Genomic DNA, 17625 nt, shown 5'->3' on the forward strand with positions numbered 1-17625 from the left:
GATGGTTGATAAAACCCGCCACTACGCACAAATTATACAATCACCCCTGCCCAATGCCCAATTACCCATTCCCCATTTTATATTCCATGTGATCTGCTGTTTGTTCAGCTTGTGCTGTTCCCAGAAGCTTGCCGACAACGTGCAGAGACATATCAATTCCCGCAGCAATTCCCCCAGAAGTGATGATTTTGCCGTTATCTACAAATCGGTGATTTTCGATAATAGTTGTGTGGGGCGCTAATTCTCTCAGTAACTCCAATGCCCGATGGTGTGTAGTTGCTGCCAAACCTTCCAACAAACCAGCTTTTGCCAAAAGCAGCGAACCCGTACAGACAGAAAGCACTAATTCTGCTGTTCGCGCACAATCTTTTATCCAGTTAATAACTGCTGAGTTATCGATTAATTTTCTCGTACCTTGTCCTCCCGGTACAATTAAAATATCCGGTGGCGGACAATCGAAAATGGTGCAGTCGGGATTTACACTCAAACCGTTGCGGGCATTGACAGCACCGGGATGTTCGGCTACCGTAGAGACTGCAAAAGGTCGTGAAGCGAAGCTATCCCGAAGCGAATCGCCCTTACTTAATTCTGATGTCACCGAAAACACTTCAAAAGGGCCTGCAAAGTCCAGTACCTCGACATCATCGAACATTAAAATAGCTACGTTCCTAGTTGTCATAAGACCTACTTCTGATATAGGCAAAAAATCTCGGAGATTTGTTATCGTAGAACAGGTATAATTTAAATTATTAAAGCTATGCCGAAAAATATTCGCCATCGCGCCCTAACAATCTGTCTTTTATGTCTGGCTTGCGCTTTAGCAATTGCTGTTGCGCCAATTGTCACGCCCGCTCAATCCACAACTCAATTAGAGTTTCGCATTACTCAATTAGAAAGGCAAATTTCTGAACTCAGGGGACAAATCTACAGCTTGCAGAACCAAGGTTCTAGAGTTAACCGGCCTCAGTATCCTTCCCCTTCAGGTTCTGGTCGCACAAATCCTAGAACGCTTTCGGGAGACCCGATGTTTGACAATTTAGCAACTTTGGCAATTGAAACTAAGCAAGATGTTATTAAAATTCAAGAGCGCTTGTCAAAGCTAGAAGCGTCGAGAAATCGCTAGAGAAGTCATTAGTCATTAGTCATTAGTCAGAAGGAAGAGGTTCAAGGGAAGAGGGAAGAAGTCAGTAGTCATTAGTTAGAAGGATGAAGTCATATTCTCGCCAACTCAAAACTCAAAACTCTCCCCCTCTCCTTCTCTCCCACTCTCCGACGTTGAAGTCGAGAAAAGCAGGGTCTGCTAAAAGTTAACTGGCAGAACTATTCAATGATATGGAAATAAAAGCCTGCAACCACAAAATTGATTGCTAACAGCAACAGAAACCAGCCTGCGCGAAAGGTGTAAGGGAATTTGCCCGTTTTCATCACGGAGTCGGATTTTAATTGGTTCTTGGCTATCTCTGGCATAGGTAAAGCTCCTAATTCATAATGTCACTCTATTTACAAATAGCAGAGAGCGTCGCACTTATGCACAATCCTCTAGAGTTATTTTTTGTAACAAGGAGTTTATACCGAGTTGAATTCAAATTAGTTTCAATCGCTCTCTCCGGCGTGGTAGGAACTGCGGACGAGAGGCCCCGATCGCACGCGCTCAAACCCCATCTCGCGGGCGATCGACCCGAAACGGTCAAATTCGGTCGGCGTCCAGTATTTACGCACTGGGAGGTGCTCTAGAGATGGTCTCATGTATTGACCGAGAGTGAGCCGATCGCACTTGGCATCCCGCAAATCAATCATCGCTTCGACTATCTCGGCTTCGGTTTCCCCGTGCCCCAACATCAAACCGGATTTGGTGGGAATAGTTGGGTCATATTGCTTAACAATACGCAGAACGTCGATCGAGCGATCGTACTTCGCCCCCCTCCGCACCGGCCCTTGCAAGCGACGCACCGTCTCAATATTGTGGTTGTAACAAGCCGGTTTAGCCTCCACCACCGTGCGAATCCGCTGTCGCTGCAACTCGTCGAGGCCGGAATTCTCCCCCTCTGAACTCCTCCCCATTCCCCCCCAAAAATCCGGCGTCAGTACCTCAACTTCAGTATCCGGGTTAAGAAGGCGGATTTGGGCGATCGTCCTGGCAAACCAACCCGCACCCCCATCCGGCAAATCATCCCTCGCCACCGAAGTCAGCACCGCATAGCGCAAACCCAACAACTGCACAGCCTCCGCCACCTTTTGCGGTTCCTCCGGGTCTAGGGGCATCGGAGAATGACCTTTATCTACTTGACAAAAAGCACAAGCGCGGGTGCAAGTCGGCCCCATCAACAAAAAAGTCGCCGTTTTTTGCGCGTAGCACTCGCCCCGGTTGGGACATCTCCCCTCCTCACAAATCGTGTGAATTTGCCGCTGTTTGATAATTTTTTGCACTTGGGAAAGTTCGCTAGCTTTGCCAACGGGCCTACGCAACCACTCCGGCATCGCCTCGATTTCACCCCGCATTTGGGCGGCAACTGCTTTGACAGTAGGAGTTTTAGGAGTTTGGGGCGACATAAAATTAAGTGGCGATTGAGTTAATTCCTTCGATCGTATCCGAAATCAAAGCCCCTGAACTTGTAGGAGTATCACCCGAAATCAGAATTGCGCCGAAGTGCAACAAAACTAAACTCGCCCAGAATTATGGGTAGAATTCTGTTAGGGATATACTGAAGGTTGCAAATCATCACTCATTCATTACTGAAGGAGTCAGTCGTGGCTGGTCAAAAAATCTTGGTAATCGATGACAGTAAAGTCATCCGCGTCCGAGTCCGAGAGATGTTGCCTCAGGGTAACTTTGAAGTTCTAGAAGCAAAAGACGGCGAAGAGGGACTCAAACTGATCCGTCAAGCCCGGCCAAATCTAATTATGTTAGATTTCCTACTGCCCAAAGTCAGCGGTTGGGAAGTGTATCAAAAAGTGCAAGCCCATCCTGAGCTTTCTAAGATACCTTTGGTGATCATGTCGGGCCGCGAAGAAGAGGTGATGGAAAAAATTCCGAAACCCTTTGAGAAGCATTTTTTTGCATTCATCGCCAAACCGTTTGAGAAGAAGCAGCTAACCGAGGCGATCAAATCGGCGATGGTACTGGCCAAAAAGAAACCAGTGCCGGAAGCCCCAGCAGCCGCCGCTGCACCCAGCTCTGGAGCGGGCGCCGCCGAAATTCAGGCGATGACTGCGAAAATGGCTAAAATGCAAGCGGAAATTGATGCACTCAAAAAACAAATGACTCAGGTGATTACGATCATCAAGCAGAAATTGAAATAATTCGGCTGTTTTTTGAAGGCACTTATGTAGAAGGAAACTTCCACACCGTGAAACTTTCAGTTGAGTCTCAAGGGCTGCGATTTTATCTGCATTTTTTTGCCCAATTGTTTGAGCGAGTGCGATCGCCAATAGCCTGCAACTGGTTTCTCAAAATCCCAGTGAGAAAATCAATTAAAAGTTAAAAATAAAACAAGGGAGGAAATTAATTATTAATTAATATTAGGATTTTTAATTCCCGCTAGTTCCACACTCAATTATCAACTCCTCAGTCTCATTTTTTTGGTTAATGACTAACGACTATTCCGATTTTTTGCCTCAACTGCGTGCCTCAACTGAGCAATTATTGAAAAGATTAGACTGCTTCGATCAAGCGCAGGTATTAGCGATCGGAGATTTGACCTTGGACGAGTTTCTTACCGGACAAGTAGAGCGAATTTCCCGCGAAGCACCTGTGTTGATTTTGCGCTACGAAAATACTCAGCAAGTACCAGGAGGTGGCGCAAATGCTGTCTATAATTTAGCCAAACTGGGAGGCAAAGTAAAAGTTGCTGGTTTGGTGGGAAAAGACGACCAGGGAAAGGCTTTGTGCGGTATTTTTGAGGCGGCGGGAATTGATACGGGTGGGATTTTAATCGATTCGCAGCGTCCAACTGTCACCAAAACTCGAATTTCCGGGCACGCGCGGCAGTCGGTGACTCAGCAAATTGTCCGAGTCGATCGCAAATCGGACGAGTTGCCGGATTTAGATTTGCAGTTGCAACTGGCAGACTACATCCGGCAGCAAATACCGACAGTAGATGCAGTGGTTTGTTCCGACTACGGCGACGGAGTTTTGACAAATTTGGCGATCGAATCGGCAGTGGTTCCCGGCAAAACAATTGTAGACGCTCAAACAAATTTGCAGCGATATTCTGGAGCGATGCTGTTTACTCCAAACTTGCCCGAAGCCGAGCAAGCAGTCGGATATGCTATCAAAAACCCTCACACTTTAATGCAAGCAGGACGCGATTTGTTGAACTTAACTCAAGCTCAAAAAATCTTGATTACTCGCGGCGAAGAAGGGATGACTTTGTTTGAAAGGGCCAACGGCGAAGAAATCAAAAATTCACCCCCTCCAACATCCATTTGTGAAAAGGGGGAATTTGCCATTCAAAGTTGGGACATTCCCCCTTTTAACAAGACTGATGTATTCGACGTAACCGGTGCTGGAGATACAGTTGTAGCAGCAATGACTTTAGCTTTGTGCGTCGGTGCATCGGGTTGGGAAGCGGCAGTTTTGGGGAATTTGGCGGCTAGTATTGTCGTGCGTCAATTCGGTACGGCAACGACGACAGCAGACGAAATGAAAGAAGCTTTGAAAACGATGATTGCAGTATAGGGGCGGGTAAGCTCTACTGCATTTAAATTGCATATTTCGGGCGTTGCTGTGAGTAACGGGCCACAAGAGTTTGATTACTTGTTCCCAGGCAGAGCCTGGGAACGCAGATCCGGAGGCTCAGCCTCCAATTTTCCCATCGCTTTTCAAGGCAGAGCCTCTGGATATCGGTTCCCAGGCAGAGAGAGCCTGGGAACCAGTTAAAATTCCCAATTCCCAATAACTACTTACTCTTTTTCAAAAGTTGTCCCTTGTCATCAATTGTCAAACCACTATTGGAAAAATCGCTCTTTGTCAAACGGTTAATCAACCCCACACTCCTAAAATTGTTATCAACAGCCGGCACACCTCGCCCGTCAAGTTGGATGGGGATAATCTTACCAGAAACAAAATCTCCTTGCGGAGTCATTTTCACATCCAAAATCAGAGATTGACCGAGTGCTCCTGCTGTGGACAAAGTGCGATAACCCAAAAAATTGCCCAGCGAATAAGCAATCAATTTCCCTTTATAAAGCTCCATAGCTCTGGTAACGTGCGGGCCATGTCCCAAAATCAAATCTGCCCCCGCATCAATCATCGTCCGCGAAAACAAAACCATATTTCCCCGGTTTTCTCCGTAAAATAATTCGTTTTTATTCCTCACATTCAGAGCTCCCGTTCCTTCAGCTCCAGCATGAACAGATATCACTACAATATCAGCGTTTTGCTTTGCTTTTTTGACAAGTTCGGCTCCCGCTTTCAATTCCAGCAAGGAATTGTGAACTTCGCCGTAGTTGCTGAAACCGATAAAGGCAAACTTCACGCCCTTGACATTTTGATAAACAATTTGATCTCTTTTGCCAATAGCCTTCATGCCGTTGCTGTCGATGTTTTTAATCGTGTCCTTAAATCCCTGCTCGTTAAAATCGTAAGAGTGATTGTTGGCAACATTCAAAATATCAAAACCAACATCTTTGAAAATTTTCGCATAACTCGGAGGCGTCCGAAAGGCAAACAGCATTTGCCCGCCACCTGCTTTCGAACTGTAAGGATAATCGGTCATCGTGCTTTCAAAATTGCCAAACAGAATATCAGCTCCTTTGAGGTACGGTTTTACCGACTCTAATAACATCTCTTTTTTTGCAGGCAGTTTGTTGTAGGGAAAATTCGTGCCGGGGATCATGTCGCCAACTGCTTTGATGCTGACAGTGGCGGGCACAATGGCAGGTTTTTTGGCAGCCGGGGAGGGCGATTTTGGAGCGGGAAGGGGTTTGGCTGCGGGTGCAGGTGTGGGTGTCGAGCTCACTTTTTGTACCGCAGGCTTTGACGTTAGAGGGTTATTAGTAGCGGTGGTTGAGGATTTGTAAAGTTGAGAAGCCAGCACAAAGCCGGATATCGGTACGAGAATTAGACTCAGAGCAGCGACTGACAGCCCAGATTTTTTAGTTTTAGTGCGGGCTAATTCTGGCTGCGGTGATGGCTTTTGCTGCCTTTGGTTTGGGGGTTTTCGAGTTGGGATTTTAGGGGGTTGGGGCGGAGATTTTTCTGGTGTTTGAGGGGGCGCCGTTGTGACATTTTGAGTTTTTTCTAGCTTGGGCAAAGTCACAGGAATGGGAGAAGCGGCTACACTAGCGGCTACTGCTGCACTCGCAGCTACTGCTGCATTCACGGCAACTAAGGCACTCACGGGTGCGGAAGTCAAGCGTTTTTTTAATTCTACCGTCTGAGTCCAAGCGGGCAATTGCTGGCCGCCGCGCCGCCCGTAAACTGTCACTGAGTAAAGGTTATTTGGTTGCAGCCGCTGCAACCCTTTGACTGCGACTCGGAGACAGGCTTCTTCTGCGGGTAATTGTTCGGCTTCCAGCAGCAGGTGCAGGGTGTCATTTTCCCGGCTGGCTTTAGCCGTGACGCCGAAGCTTTGGAGTGCTTGGCCGATCAGAAATGCGATCGCCCTGGCATCGCCTTCTTTTGCTAAATTTAAAATATCTTGTTGGCTCACAAATGCCTCTACTCTCTCACACTAGAAATTTAGCTCGATCTTATATCAAATTTGGCGGCACAGGATGAAATACCGATTGATTTAACTTAAGTAAGTGGGTACAAATAAACAAAACGTTGGCAGAGGACACCTACGTAAAAGGGTCTACTCGCTCTCACTATAGCTCCTAACTAAATCCGACCCTACTTTTACAAGATAGTATGATTTTTGGCGCTTGCTAGCTGACTACAATATTTCCTAACGGTTATATTAGGCGATCGCCCAAACACTTCTATCCGGGATAATTGCCCCCTTCAAATTAACATCGGTCAAATCAGTGCTCTTTTTCTTACAGCATTTTTGGTAAATAAAACTGGTTTATGAGTTTCTGAGTACGTCCTTGAATGTACTGAAAATATGCGGTTTAGCAGCGAAGAATTAACGAAAAAACCGGGTTTCTCGTTTCCAGTTTCAATCCCCCTGTCCCACTTGCACCCAAATTCAGACAAAAACGATCAACCCGCAGGCTCGGAAGCTTGTTAAACTCTTGGTCATGCCACGCTATTAGTGAGAAATCGACGGCGAGCCACAATCGTCTGCTAGCGCCCCCGCAGTGCTGCGCTGCGGGGCCTGCACTGCACACTGTACGTAGGTGAGATTGGCTGCAATCAACTTTCGGGATGCCGCTGCTAAAGTCGTGGCCGCCGATGTAGTTGTTCGTTTTAAACTAATTATTTAAAGGAGTTGCACGTCAATGACACAATTGTGCTTATAAGATCTGGCTCAGTGCCCTCTCAAACCAGGGTTTTTCGCTAGTCTGGTGGTATTTGTGAGTTAGTTCAGCCCATAGCAGCTAGGATCGAGCTAACTCAAGGTTAAACTAAAGCTCGTCATGCGGCGTTGCCTCTCAAAACCCGGATTGAGTCTTATGGCGCATTACCGCTCCTCTGTATGTTTGTTCACCTGCATTGCCTGTCTGGGCGTTGCGTTCAGTCCAAGTGCCGACGGAGGGCAACAGGTACTCAATGCCTCTGCGCGTGCTGTTTCCCAAGAAATTGCTCAGGCAAACTTTCCCCCGGACGATCGCCAGGATTCCAAGCCTCCCAAACCGTCTCCAGCGCCCGATAAAAACAAATCTCAGCCGTCCAAAACGTCCAAATCTAATTCTAAGCTCCCGAAATCGGTATCCAATTTGATCGTCATTTTGTCTCGTCAGCGGGGGTTCTTAATGTTGGGTTTGGCAGCAGTTGTCGTCACGGCAGCGGCAGTATTTATCATGCTCAAATTAGTTAGCAGTGACGAGTCAAATTATTCTAAGCGAAGACGGGGAAGATTTGAGCGCCACAACCAAAGAAACTCTCAATTTACTAATCCCGATTCTCCTACAAACTCGCACCAAATTAGACGCCAAGAGACTTCTTCTGGGCTACAATCGCTGTCACCCTTGCCCTACCCTTTTGATTTACCAAAAGGCCACAGTATCGAGAGCAGCGATCGACCTTTACCGTTGATCGGGGAATCCGGGGAACCAGAATCCCAGAATGCAGCATTCGAGGGCGATCGAATTAATTCCGACACCTCGCCTTTGGAGACTCACAGCAATGGCTACAGCGACACAGGTTTCAACATTCCCCAAACAACTAATCAAGCCGATTCCCTAGCGAGTTGGAAGAAAGATATTGCCATTCCCGAAACTGATGGTAGACCTAAAGTTGATATTATTGAAGCACTGATTGAAGATTTGCAGCTCCTAAATCCGGCAAAGAGGGGCAAAGCAATTTGGGAACTAGGCCAGCGGGGAGATTCCAGAGCAGTTGAGCCGTTGCTCGATTTGCTAGCCAATTCCGACTCGAAGCAGTACAGTTTAATTTTGGCAAGTCTCTCGGAAATTGGCATTCGCACGCTCAAACCCATGAATAATGCCTGGTCAATTTCACTGCAAAATGAAAATCCTGAAGTGCGTAAAAATGCGATTCGCGACTTGACGCGGATTTACGAATTGGTGAATCAAATCAGTTACTTGCTGCACCGTGCGACGGACGATCCCGATCCCGAAGTTCAGGAAGTTGCTCGCTGGGCAATCAATCAGTTGAACCGCATCCGTCCGCGTTCTGGGATGGATTAATAAATGTAGCAATTTTTAAATAATTTGAAAATTGAGATTTGAGATGGGAGAATTTATAATTTAGATTATGTTAAAATTAGTGAAGGCTGACTAATGACTAATAACCATTTAAAACTATTGTTCCTGTCAACTTCGGTCGGTCAACTAGGTTCGGGGTTGGGTGGCGGTGTCGAACTTACAGTCCTTAACATTGCTAAAGAATTACAGAGTCGCGCTCAGAAAATAGCAGTTGTAGCGCCGATAGGTTCAGTCTTAGAATCTATTCCAGTAATCGAAATAACGGGTGATTTGCAAGTAACCGCCCAAACACAAGATTACAATGCTCCTATTGTGATGCCCGCAGATTCTGTGCTGGCGAATATGTGGGAATATGCTCGCCAAGTTCAGGATGAATGGGATGTCATTGTTAATTTCGCTTACGATTGGCTGCCGTTTTATTTGACACCATTTTTTAGGACTCCGATCGCACATTTGATCAGCATGGGCTCCCTTTCTGCTGCCCTCGATCGCATTGCCGGACAAACCGCCGTCCAGTTTCCTGGCACGATCGGAGTTCACACCGCTTCTCAAGCCAAAACATTCGCCTTTGCCGATGAATGTCAGTTGTTGGGAAATGGCATAGATTTATCCCTGTACGAATTTTGCAACCAACCGCAGTCTAAATTAGCTTGGCTAGGCCGCATCGCCCCGGAGAAAGGCTTAGAAGATGCAGTAGCAGCAGCGAAAATTACAGGCATTCCCCTGAAAATTATGGGCAAAATGCAAGATGAGGATTATTGGCAAAAAATTTGTGCAGATTACCCGGATGCTCCGGTAGAATATTTAGGGTTTCTGACAACAACCCAAATGCAAGAGCAAGTCCGGCAGTGCCGAGCATTGTTGATGACGCCGCGTTGGGTGGAAGCTTTCGGAAATGTCGCGATCGAGGCTTTAGCGTGCGGTGTGCCTGTGATTGCTTACGAGCGCGGGGGGCCGTCGGAAATTGTTAGAGACGGACTGACGGGCTTTTTAGTGGAGCCTGATAGTGTAAATGGCTTGGTAGGTGCGATCGCCCGCTTAGACCAAATTGACCGTAGCGCTTGCAGGCGACAAGCAGAGGTAGAATATTCTTTAGGAGCTTTGGGCGATCGTTGTGAACACTGGTTCAAATCTATCACTGCTAGTAGGGTGCGTCAGTAATAATACTGGCAAATTTTTAGAAATATCCGCTGACTGACGCACCTTACAAGTTTATTGAGCAGCAATTCAACTCTATTCTAAAATTGAGTTAAATAAACTCTTAATCGACCACAAAAAAGAAAACTGAACAAACTATGGCAACCGAACGTTTAGTGCTTTTATCCAGTAGAGAGATCGAAAAAATGCGCCAATCAGGCCGTTTAGCGGCCGAACTTCTGCTACATCTCGAACCAATGGTTAAACCGGGTGTAAGCACTTTAGAAATTAACGACGAAGCCGAACGATGGACTTTGGCACACGGAGCCAAAAGCGCTCCGCTAGGCTATAAAGGATTTCCCAAATCTCTGTGTGCTAGCGTCAATGAAGTAGTCTGTCACGGCATCCCCAATGCGAAACAAATTCTTAAAGAAGGGGACATTATTAATATTGATGTAACCCCTTTAGTTGACGGTTATCATGGCGATACTTCCAAGACTTTTTTTGTCGGGAAACCTTCACCGATAGCGAAAAAGTTAGTTGAAGTAACCGAGGAATGTTTAAGAAGAGGAATTGCGGAAGTGAAACCGGGTGCTCGTACTGGTGACATCGGTGCAGCGATTCAAGAATATGCTGAAGCACAGGGTTTTTCGGTAGTGCGAAATTTTGCGGGACATGGGATTCACCGAGTCTTTCACACTGAACCGGAAATTCTGCACTACGGCAAGCGGGGCACGGGAAAGAAGCTCAGACAAGGCATGGTTTTTACGATCGAGCCGATGATTAATGAGGGTACTTGGGAAGTGGAAATTCTCGCCGATGGTTGGACATCTATCACCAAGGATGGAAAGCTTTCGGCTCAATTCGAGCACACTCTGGCTGTGACTGATTCTGGGGTGGAAATTCTAACTTTGCCTTAATTGTTGACGGTTGACTGTTGATCGTTGACGGTTGACAGTCAATGGTTTGCCATCAACTATTTAAAGGAGCTAATATGGAAAGCTTTTAACAGCTACAAGTTTATCAATTAGCTGAAAAAGTATCAAACAAAATATGGTTTAGTGTTAAAAAGTGGGACGACTTTGCGAAGGATACGAGGGGCAAACAAATAGTGCAATCGGCGGATAGTGTTGGTGCTAATATTGCAGAAAGACCTGGGCGCTATAGGTATCAAGATAGTCAGCGTTTTGTGAAAATTGCCAGAGGTTTATTGAACGAAACAAGGGATGGTTGAGACTGGCATACACTCGCATTTTTTTGACCCAAAAACAAATCGATCGACTGCATCCTTTATTAAATGAACTTTCACCAAAGATAAATGTCTATCTTAACCCACTAAAACAAAAAGCCAAAAATTAACAGTCAACAGTCAACAGTCAACAGCCAACAATCAACCTAATGACTAACATAAAATTTCTGCAACCAGGAGATTTGCTCAAAGTAATTGCCCCTAGTGGCACTTTGCGAGAATCAAGCAACTTTGAAAAGGGTGTAGAAATTTGGAAATCTCGTGGCTATAGAGTTGAATTAACACCGGGTTTTGATGATCGCTGGGGCTATTTGGCAGGTTCTGATGAAAACCGCGTCCGACAGTTGGCAGATGCCCTCAATGACCCGGATTGTCGCGGTATTCTCTGTGTTCGAGGCGGTTTCGGCAGCACTCGACTTTTGGAAAAAGGAAAAGTGGGAGATTGGGCAAATTCCCAATTCCCAACTCCCGATTCCCATTCACCTAAATGGTTAATCGGCTTTTCAGATATTACTGCTTTGCTGTGGAATCAGGCTAAATTGGGTGTTTGGGGTGTTCACGGGCCGATGCTGACAACTTTGGCTGCGGAACCGGATTGGTCTGTCGATCGACTTTTTGACTGCATCGAAGGTCGTCCCTTACAATCTTTGCAAGGTAAAGGATGGGGCGGCGGACAAGCCACCGGGCGGCTGTTTCCTGCGAATCTGACGGTGGCTTCTCATTTGCTCGGAACCCCGTATCAACCGGATTTGACCGGGGTTATTCTCGCATTTGAAGATGTTTCAGAGGCTCCGTACAGGGTCGATCGAATGCTGACTTTGTGGCGGATGGCGGGGGCTTTCGCTGGGGTGCGGGGCATTGCTTTGGGGCGCTTCAGCCGCTGCGAGATTGACCCGAGTATTCCCAGTTTTAGCATTGAAGAGGTTTTGCGCGATCGGCTGGGGGATTTGAATATTCCGATTGTCTCGGATTTGCCCTTCGGCCACGAGGGGGTTAACGCTGCTTTACCTATGGGAATTACAGCTTGTCTCGACGCCGAATCGGGATTGCTGATTTGCGGCGATAAATCGCAACTTTAGATTAGGGATCAACGTCTGTAACTTTAGCTTGAGATTTTGCACCCGCTAAAAAGTCTGGTTGGGTGAGGTTGACACGGTTGGCAGAAATTACATTTAAAATGGATTGTGTATGCAAATGTCGGCACAAAAAAAGCAAAAAGATTTTAAATTTTTCGAGAGGTTGATATGAAAGCACACAACTTGTTAAACAGTATTGCTGCCGCATTCCTACTTACAGGATTGGCACTTACGGGGATTTCCTCTAGTGCTGTTGGCGAACAGATACAGAATAACGATCGCATAGATGGAGTAATTCGCCGCACTTCCCCCATCTACCGTTTCCGGAATATGTGGGTTCCGGGTTCTCCGACGGAAGAATTGCGTGGTCAAGAATACACATTCAGCGCTCGCGAAGGCGACAATATTGAAGTGTTTTTAGATACAGATAGAAGTCGCGGTTTTACTCCGGTCATGGTCTTGTTTTATGGGAACAACAAACAAGTCGCTTTTACGCAAGACCGTTCTTTTAATTATCAAATTCCTCGTAGTGGCGATTATAAACTGTTAGTGTTAGCAAAAGATGCAGCCAGAGGCGGTAGCTACACGCTGGAAGTTTCGGGAATTGATGGGGGCGACAGACGATCTCGCAATTCGCGTGACGATTGGTACACGAAGCGAGATGATGGCCGAAATGACGGTCAATATGACAGAGCACAGCTTTTGCAAGATGATTTTGATTTGCGGTCTGTTGATTGTCGCGAGAGACGTTCTATGGTGAGAGTAAGGTTTGACGATGGTAATCAAGATTCAACTTACTGCGCTGTCCCGAATAGAAGGTTTCCGGCGGGAGATTATTACTACAATTCACGGACTAGAAATTTAGACTCGGCGAGGCGGAATGATAGTAGATTCGATGCGGGCCGAGATCAATGTCGGGTAGTGGTGGGCGGAGTCTGCGTGACGAGATAGTAGGGTGCGTCGCTCTCTACAATCTACAACGAAGCTCGAAAATGTCACAGCGACGCACCCTACAAAATACTGTGGGTACGTCGCTATTTACAATCTACAACTAAACTCGAAAATCTCGCAGGGACCCACCATACTTACGGGTGCGTCGCTCTGTATAATCTACAACTAACCTTCGTAACCGGGTTTTTCACGCTCATCTTTAAGCTGCAACGGGTCTTTCGGAAAAAAGCTGGTTTCTGAGCACCGGCCCACTCCGACAGAAACCAGGTTTTTTACGCTCATCTGTGGGCTGCAACGCGTCTTTCGGAAAAAACCTGGTTTATGACTACCCGTGCGTTCAGGATTATTGGTATATTAATAATATTAATGATGTGGCAAAATGTATGAGCGTTAAAGAACTTGAAACAGCAATTATGAACTTGTCAGTTAAGGAACTATCCGAACTTACTGCTTGGCTGATAGAGTATCGCCAACAAGTCTGGGATAGGCAAATTGAAGACGATTTGGAGGATGGGCGGTTAGATGCGCTACTTGATGAAGTCGATGCAGAGTATGAAGCGGGATTGGCTAAAGTCTTATGAAGCATCTGACTTTACCGCGTTTTTGGCACTGCTATCACCAGCTACCTAAAGAAATACAAGCCTTAGCCGATAAAAATTACGAATTACTCAAAGTCGATCCGTATCACCCTTCGCTGCATTTTAAAAAAGTTGGCAGGCGAAAGCAATTGCAATCGGTGCGAGTAGGCGATAGTTACAGAGCTTTGGGAGTTGAGAAACCTGAAGGTATTGTCTGGTTTTGGATAGGGACTCATAGCGATTACGATGCAATATTAGCTCAGAAATAAGGTTCACTTTGAATCCTTCAAACTAGAAAGTACGTCATCTATCAAACATAAAGGTGTCATGGAGATGCACAGTATTTGCAATACTAGGAGTACCCAAAGGTTTAAAGCTAGCATAAAACCGGGTACGAGTATCAAAACCAAACCTATACAAATAATGTAAAAATTTGAGCTGTACAGCAAAGGAGCAAATAAAGCAGTGAGAAAAAGCCATTTGAGGAAAAATGGCAAGTTACCCTTAGTGTTTACCTTGTTTGTCCACTTGCCCTGAAAAGTAGGCTTGTAGATAAAGCCGAGTAGAGACATATCCCTCCAAAGTTCTACAGTGGATTCAAATTTTATTTTATTCATAGTCTTAACGTCGGGAGTCAAAAATAATGTAAGAGCAGCATCCAGAATCTACCCGTTTATCTTCTGAAGTATCGCTGTAGTTAATTCTTTACTAGGTTTTTATTCAATTTTTTTATTCAATGAGTCTCCCCAACGAGTGGGAAAAACTCCATTATACAGCCCATATAATTCAAGAAGTCTAGATGTCATTTATGAGGCTGGTGGCGTAAAAAGGGCGGTTCAGCTAATTTACCGCCAGCCTCGCAACCAACCAAATCCCGAGCGCCCAAAATCGAACTCAGCCACTCCCCTCATCTTCCTCCCCGCTAACAGATGAATTTTTTGTCGAAAAGGACGATCGCACAGTGGTAAGCTACCAAAGGCATTGAAATATCTAAGGTAGAGAAAAGTTAAAATGTCGGCATTAAATGAAGTTCCCTTGTTGTTGCGGGCAGCCCGTGGCGAAACCCTAGACCGCCCGCCCGTATGGATGATGCGCCAAGCCGGTCGCTACATGAAGGCTTATCGAGATTTGCGAGAAAAGTATCCCTCGTTTCGCGAACGTTCTGAAATTCCCGAAGTGGCGATCGAAGTTTCCCTTCAGCCGTGGCGCGCGTTTCAACCCGACGGCGTAATTCTGTTTTCCGATATTGTCACCCCCATGCCGGGTTTGGGCATCGACATGGACATCGCCGAAGGTAAAGGGCCGATTATCCACGCACCCATCCGCACTCAGCAGCAAATCGACAACCTGCAAGCGCTGAACCCGGAAGAAAGCTTGCCGTTTATCAAAACAATCCTGAAATCCCTGCGCGAGGAAGTCGGCAACAAATCCACCGTGCTCGGTTTTGTCGGCGCGCCCTGGACTCTGGCGGCCTATGCCGTTGAGGGCAAAGGTTCTAAGGATTATGCCATCATCAAAAACATGGCATTTTCCGATCCAACTTTACTGCATCAGTTGCTGTCGAAATTCGCCGATGCGATCGCCGTTTACGTGCGCTATCAAATCGACTGTGGCGCGCAAGTAGTGCAAATGTTCGACTCCTGGGCCGGCCAACTTTCTCCGCAGGACTACGACACTTTCGCTCTACCTTACCAGAAACAAGTATTCGAGCAAGTCAAAAAAACCCATCCCGACACCCCGCTAATTTTGTTAGTCACCGGTAGCGCCGGCCTCCTCGAACGCATGACAACATCCGGCGCGGATATAATCAGCGTCGATTGGACAGTTGATATGGCCGACGCGCGCAAGCGTTTGGGCCCCAACATGAACGTTCAGGGAAATCTCGATCCCGGCGTGTTGTTTGGTTCTCAACCGTTTATTCGCGATCGAATTCTTGATACAATTCGCAAAGCCGGTCATCGCGGACACATCCTCAATTTGGGACACGGCGTCTTACCGGGAACTCCCGAAGATAACGTGCGTTTCTTCTTTGAAACCGCAAAACAAGCCGACAAATTGCTTGCAGTTGCGGCTTGATTGGATTTTGATTTTAGAATCCGATCAAATCCGGTTAATTGCACCTGATATTTGTAGAGATACGGCAATGGGCATTGCCGTGTCAACTTAACGTTAAACGTAGTATCGGTCTGCTGTCTGATGATTAGGGATCGATCCCCCCTAGCCCCCCTTAATAAGGCGGGGACAGGAATCTTCTCAGAGTCCCCCTTATTAAGGGGGATTTAGGGGGATCGAGACTCACTTAAAAGCGAGATTTATCAGGGGTTTCAGTCTTAAGTTGACACCAATGGGCTCTAGGAGTCTCCCTACCGTGGAAAAAGATTATATAATCGGAGCGAATCCGGTTAATTGCATCTGATATTTGTAGGGATACGGCAATGCCGTCTCCGTACCGTCGAAAAAGCGTCAAATCCTCCCTCTTCCCCTGCGGCAAAATGAACTCCAAAAAAATTTTTGTGACGGGTGCAAGTGGCTGTATCGGTCACTACATGGCCGAAACTTTGATTCAACAGACAAACCACGAACTTTACCTCTTAGTTCGCAACCCCGAGAAATTAAAATTTGACTGGAAAGCCCGCCCCGGCATCCATATAATACAAGGCGATATGCGAGATATCGATCGACACGCCGAACTTTTGCAAACAATGAATGTAGCAATTTTAGCGGCCACTGCTTGGGGAGGAACTCAAGAAGTGTTTGACGTTAACGTAACCAAAACTCTCGGGCTAATTCAACTACTTTCGCCACAGACTTGCCAACAAGTAATTTATTTTTCAACGGCAAGTATTCTCGGCCGAGACAACAATTTGCTGAAAGAAGCCGGGGAACTGGGGACAGATTATATTAGCTCAAAATACAATTGCATGGTGCATTTGTCAGCCTTGAAAAAGTTGCCTCCGATTACGGCACTTTACCCGACATTAGTATTGGGAGGAGACGCAGAAAAACCCGTCTCTCACTTGTCCTCTGGTCTGCCACTTGTGGCTAAATGGATTGGTTTGATTCGCTGGTTTAAGGCAGACGGCAGTTTTCATTTCATCCACGGCGCAGATATTGCTAAAGTAGTGAATTATTTAGTAGAACATCCGTCGGCTTCCGAGGAACCGCGACATTTTGTGCTAGGAAATCCGGCGATTACAGCTAACGAAGTGGTAGAACAAGCTTGCAAGTATTTGAATAAAAACATATTTTTTCGCATTACTCTTTCACCTTGGCTGGCCGATTTCTTTATTTGGCTGTTCCGAATTCAGGTGGCTGCTTGGGATAGATTTTGTATCAGCTATCGCCATTTTACCTATCAAAATCTTGTGAATCCCGAAAGCATAGGAATGCCGAGTTACTGCGGCACAGTGGCTGATATGTTAAGAACTAGCGGGATTCCCGGCAAAGATTCAAATTAGGCGAGGAGGAAGAGGGAAGTTCGGCAACGAGCAATGTACGGGATGTAACGGATGTAACGGATGTCAGGAAGAAGGAAGAGGTTCGAGGGAAGAAGGAATGGGCACCAAACGAGTAATGTAGGGTGATTCGTGTGTACCAAACGAGTAATTAACTGTTTAAAGTTCTTTTTTGCCTTAATCCCATGCTTTTTAAATGCGATTATCGTCAATTAAGGGTCAAATACGATAAGATATCAGCATTTGCAAACTTTAACAGGGAACTGCAAGCTAAAAATTGCGCTCATTTTGTTGGTATTAGGGGGTGTCACCCCTCGCCAGATATTTGATCGAGTGCAAGATCGTAATTTTAGCCTTAACATGAAGTCTTGAGAGTCGATCAAACTCTCAAACACGCCAGCCCG

At 46.3% G+C, this 17625-nt stretch carries 18 protein-coding genes; 13 read left to right on the forward strand and 5 right to left on the reverse strand.

Translation table 11 applies throughout. The annotated features are described in order from the left end of the window. Nucleotides 1-61 precede the first annotated feature (61 nt). Nucleotides 62-679, reverse strand: coding sequence for a DJ-1/PfpI family protein (locus QUA04_RS06610; protein ID WP_333254986.1), 618 nt, complete (start codon nucleotides 677-679; stop codon nucleotides 62-64). Between the two features lie 78 nt (nucleotides 680-757). Between QUA04_RS06610 and QUA04_RS06615 the strand changes: the two genes are divergently transcribed. Then, the gene (locus QUA04_RS06615; RefSeq protein WP_333254989.1) at nucleotides 758-1123 is read left to right on the forward strand and encodes a hypothetical protein; all 366 of its coding nucleotides are present in this window, start codon (nucleotides 758-760) and stop codon (nucleotides 1121-1123) included. Between the two features lie 197 nt (nucleotides 1124-1320). On the opposite strand, the gene QUA04_RS06620 is transcribed toward QUA04_RS06615, so the two are convergent. Together QUA04_RS06620 and lipA are read right to left on the reverse strand one after the other, a co-directional pair. After that, nucleotides 1321-1467 carry a photosystem I protein PsaX gene (locus QUA04_RS06620; RefSeq protein ID WP_333062195.1) on the reverse strand — a complete coding sequence of 49 codons (147 nt, stop codon included), beginning with the start codon at nucleotides 1465-1467 and terminating at the stop codon, nucleotides 1321-1323. A 126-nt stretch (nucleotides 1468-1593) separates the two neighbouring features. Continuing rightward, nucleotides 1594-2550: a lipoyl synthase gene (gene lipA, locus QUA04_RS06625; protein ID WP_333254991.1), complete on the reverse strand. Its 957-nt coding sequence runs from the start codon at nucleotides 2548-2550 to the stop codon at nucleotides 1594-1596. 198 nt (nucleotides 2551-2748) lie between these two features. Between lipA and QUA04_RS06630 the strand changes: the two genes are divergently transcribed. Both QUA04_RS06630 and QUA04_RS06635 read left to right on the forward strand, forming a co-directional pair. Next, nucleotides 2749-3300: a response regulator gene (locus tag QUA04_RS06630; RefSeq protein WP_190659700.1), complete on the forward strand. Its 552-nt coding sequence runs from the start codon at nucleotides 2749-2751 to the stop codon at nucleotides 3298-3300. 286 nt (nucleotides 3301-3586) lie between these two features. Next, nucleotides 3587-4678, forward strand: coding sequence for a PfkB family carbohydrate kinase (locus tag QUA04_RS06635; RefSeq protein ID WP_333254993.1), 1092 nt, complete (start codon nucleotides 3587-3589; stop codon nucleotides 4676-4678). A 220-nt stretch (nucleotides 4679-4898) separates the two neighbouring features. On the opposite strand, the gene QUA04_RS06640 is transcribed toward QUA04_RS06635, so the two are convergent. Beyond that, nucleotides 4899-6653: a CapA family protein gene (locus QUA04_RS06640; RefSeq protein WP_333254995.1), complete on the reverse strand. Its 1755-nt coding sequence runs from the start codon at nucleotides 6651-6653 to the stop codon at nucleotides 4899-4901. A gap of 907 nt (nucleotides 6654-7560) precedes the next feature. On the opposite strand from QUA04_RS06640, the gene QUA04_RS06645 reads away from it, so the two are divergent. From QUA04_RS06645 to QUA04_RS06680, 8 genes are all read left to right on the forward strand, one after another. Next, nucleotides 7561-8757 carry a HEAT repeat domain-containing protein gene (locus QUA04_RS06645; protein WP_333254997.1) on the forward strand — a complete coding sequence of 399 codons (1197 nt, stop codon included), beginning with the start codon at nucleotides 7561-7563 and terminating at the stop codon, nucleotides 8755-8757. Between the two features lie 93 nt (nucleotides 8758-8850). Then, nucleotides 8851-9936: a glycosyltransferase family 4 protein gene (locus QUA04_RS06650; RefSeq protein WP_333254999.1), complete on the forward strand. Its 1086-nt coding sequence runs from the start codon at nucleotides 8851-8853 to the stop codon at nucleotides 9934-9936. Nucleotides 9937-10070: 134 nt separating this feature from the next. Beyond that, complete coding sequence (gene map, locus QUA04_RS06655) at nucleotides 10071-10832, forward strand: type I methionyl aminopeptidase (protein WP_333255001.1); 762 nt, start codon at nucleotides 10071-10073, stop codon at nucleotides 10830-10832. Nucleotides 10833-10963: 131 nt separating this feature from the next. Next, nucleotides 10964-11146, forward strand: coding sequence for a four helix bundle protein (locus QUA04_RS06660; RefSeq protein WP_333255067.1), 183 nt, complete (start codon nucleotides 10964-10966; stop codon nucleotides 11144-11146). A 164-nt stretch (nucleotides 11147-11310) separates the two neighbouring features. Next, nucleotides 11311-12240, forward strand: a complete 930-nt coding sequence (locus QUA04_RS06665) for an LD-carboxypeptidase (RefSeq protein ID WP_333255003.1) — start codon at nucleotides 11311-11313, stop codon at nucleotides 12238-12240. A gap of 165 nt (nucleotides 12241-12405) precedes the next feature. Continuing rightward, nucleotides 12406-13188 carry a hypothetical protein gene (locus QUA04_RS06670; protein WP_333255006.1) on the forward strand — a complete coding sequence of 261 codons (783 nt, stop codon included), beginning with the start codon at nucleotides 12406-12408 and terminating at the stop codon, nucleotides 13186-13188. A gap of 383 nt (nucleotides 13189-13571) precedes the next feature. After that, on the forward strand, nucleotides 13572-13769 hold the full coding sequence (locus QUA04_RS06675; RefSeq protein ID WP_333255008.1) for a hypothetical protein: 198 nt from the start codon (nucleotides 13572-13574) through the stop codon (nucleotides 13767-13769). Beyond that, nucleotides 13766-14035 (forward strand): ParE family toxin-like protein, encoded by a 270-nt coding sequence (locus tag QUA04_RS06680; protein WP_333255010.1) that lies wholly within the window; start codon nucleotides 13766-13768, stop codon nucleotides 14033-14035. Before QUA04_RS06675 ends, QUA04_RS06680 begins: the two co-directional genes overlap by 4 nt. Before the next feature lie 3 nt (nucleotides 14036-14038). On the opposite strand, the gene QUA04_RS06685 is transcribed toward QUA04_RS06680, so the two are convergent. After that, the gene (locus QUA04_RS06685; protein ID WP_333255012.1) at nucleotides 14039-14383 is read right to left on the reverse strand and encodes a hypothetical protein; all 345 of its coding nucleotides are present in this window, start codon (nucleotides 14381-14383) and stop codon (nucleotides 14039-14041) included. A 394-nt stretch (nucleotides 14384-14777) separates the two neighbouring features. Here QUA04_RS06685 and hemE point away from each other — a divergent pair, with 394 nt between their 5' ends. Continuing rightward, nucleotides 14778-15842 carry a uroporphyrinogen decarboxylase gene (hemE, locus tag QUA04_RS06690; protein ID WP_333255014.1) on the forward strand — a complete coding sequence of 355 codons (1065 nt, stop codon included), beginning with the start codon at nucleotides 14778-14780 and terminating at the stop codon, nucleotides 15840-15842. Nucleotides 15843-16258: 416 nt separating this feature from the next. Continuing rightward, a complete protein-coding gene (locus QUA04_RS06695; protein ID WP_333255016.1) occupies nucleotides 16259-17224 on the forward strand; it encodes an NAD(P)-dependent oxidoreductase in 966 nt (321 codons plus the stop codon). Nucleotides 17225-17625 lie beyond the last annotated feature (401 nt).

It is taken from the genome of Microcoleus sp. S13_C5, from assembly GCF_036700845.1.
Classification (GTDB): Bacteria; Cyanobacteriota; Cyanobacteriia; order Cyanobacteriales; family Microcoleaceae; genus Microcoleus.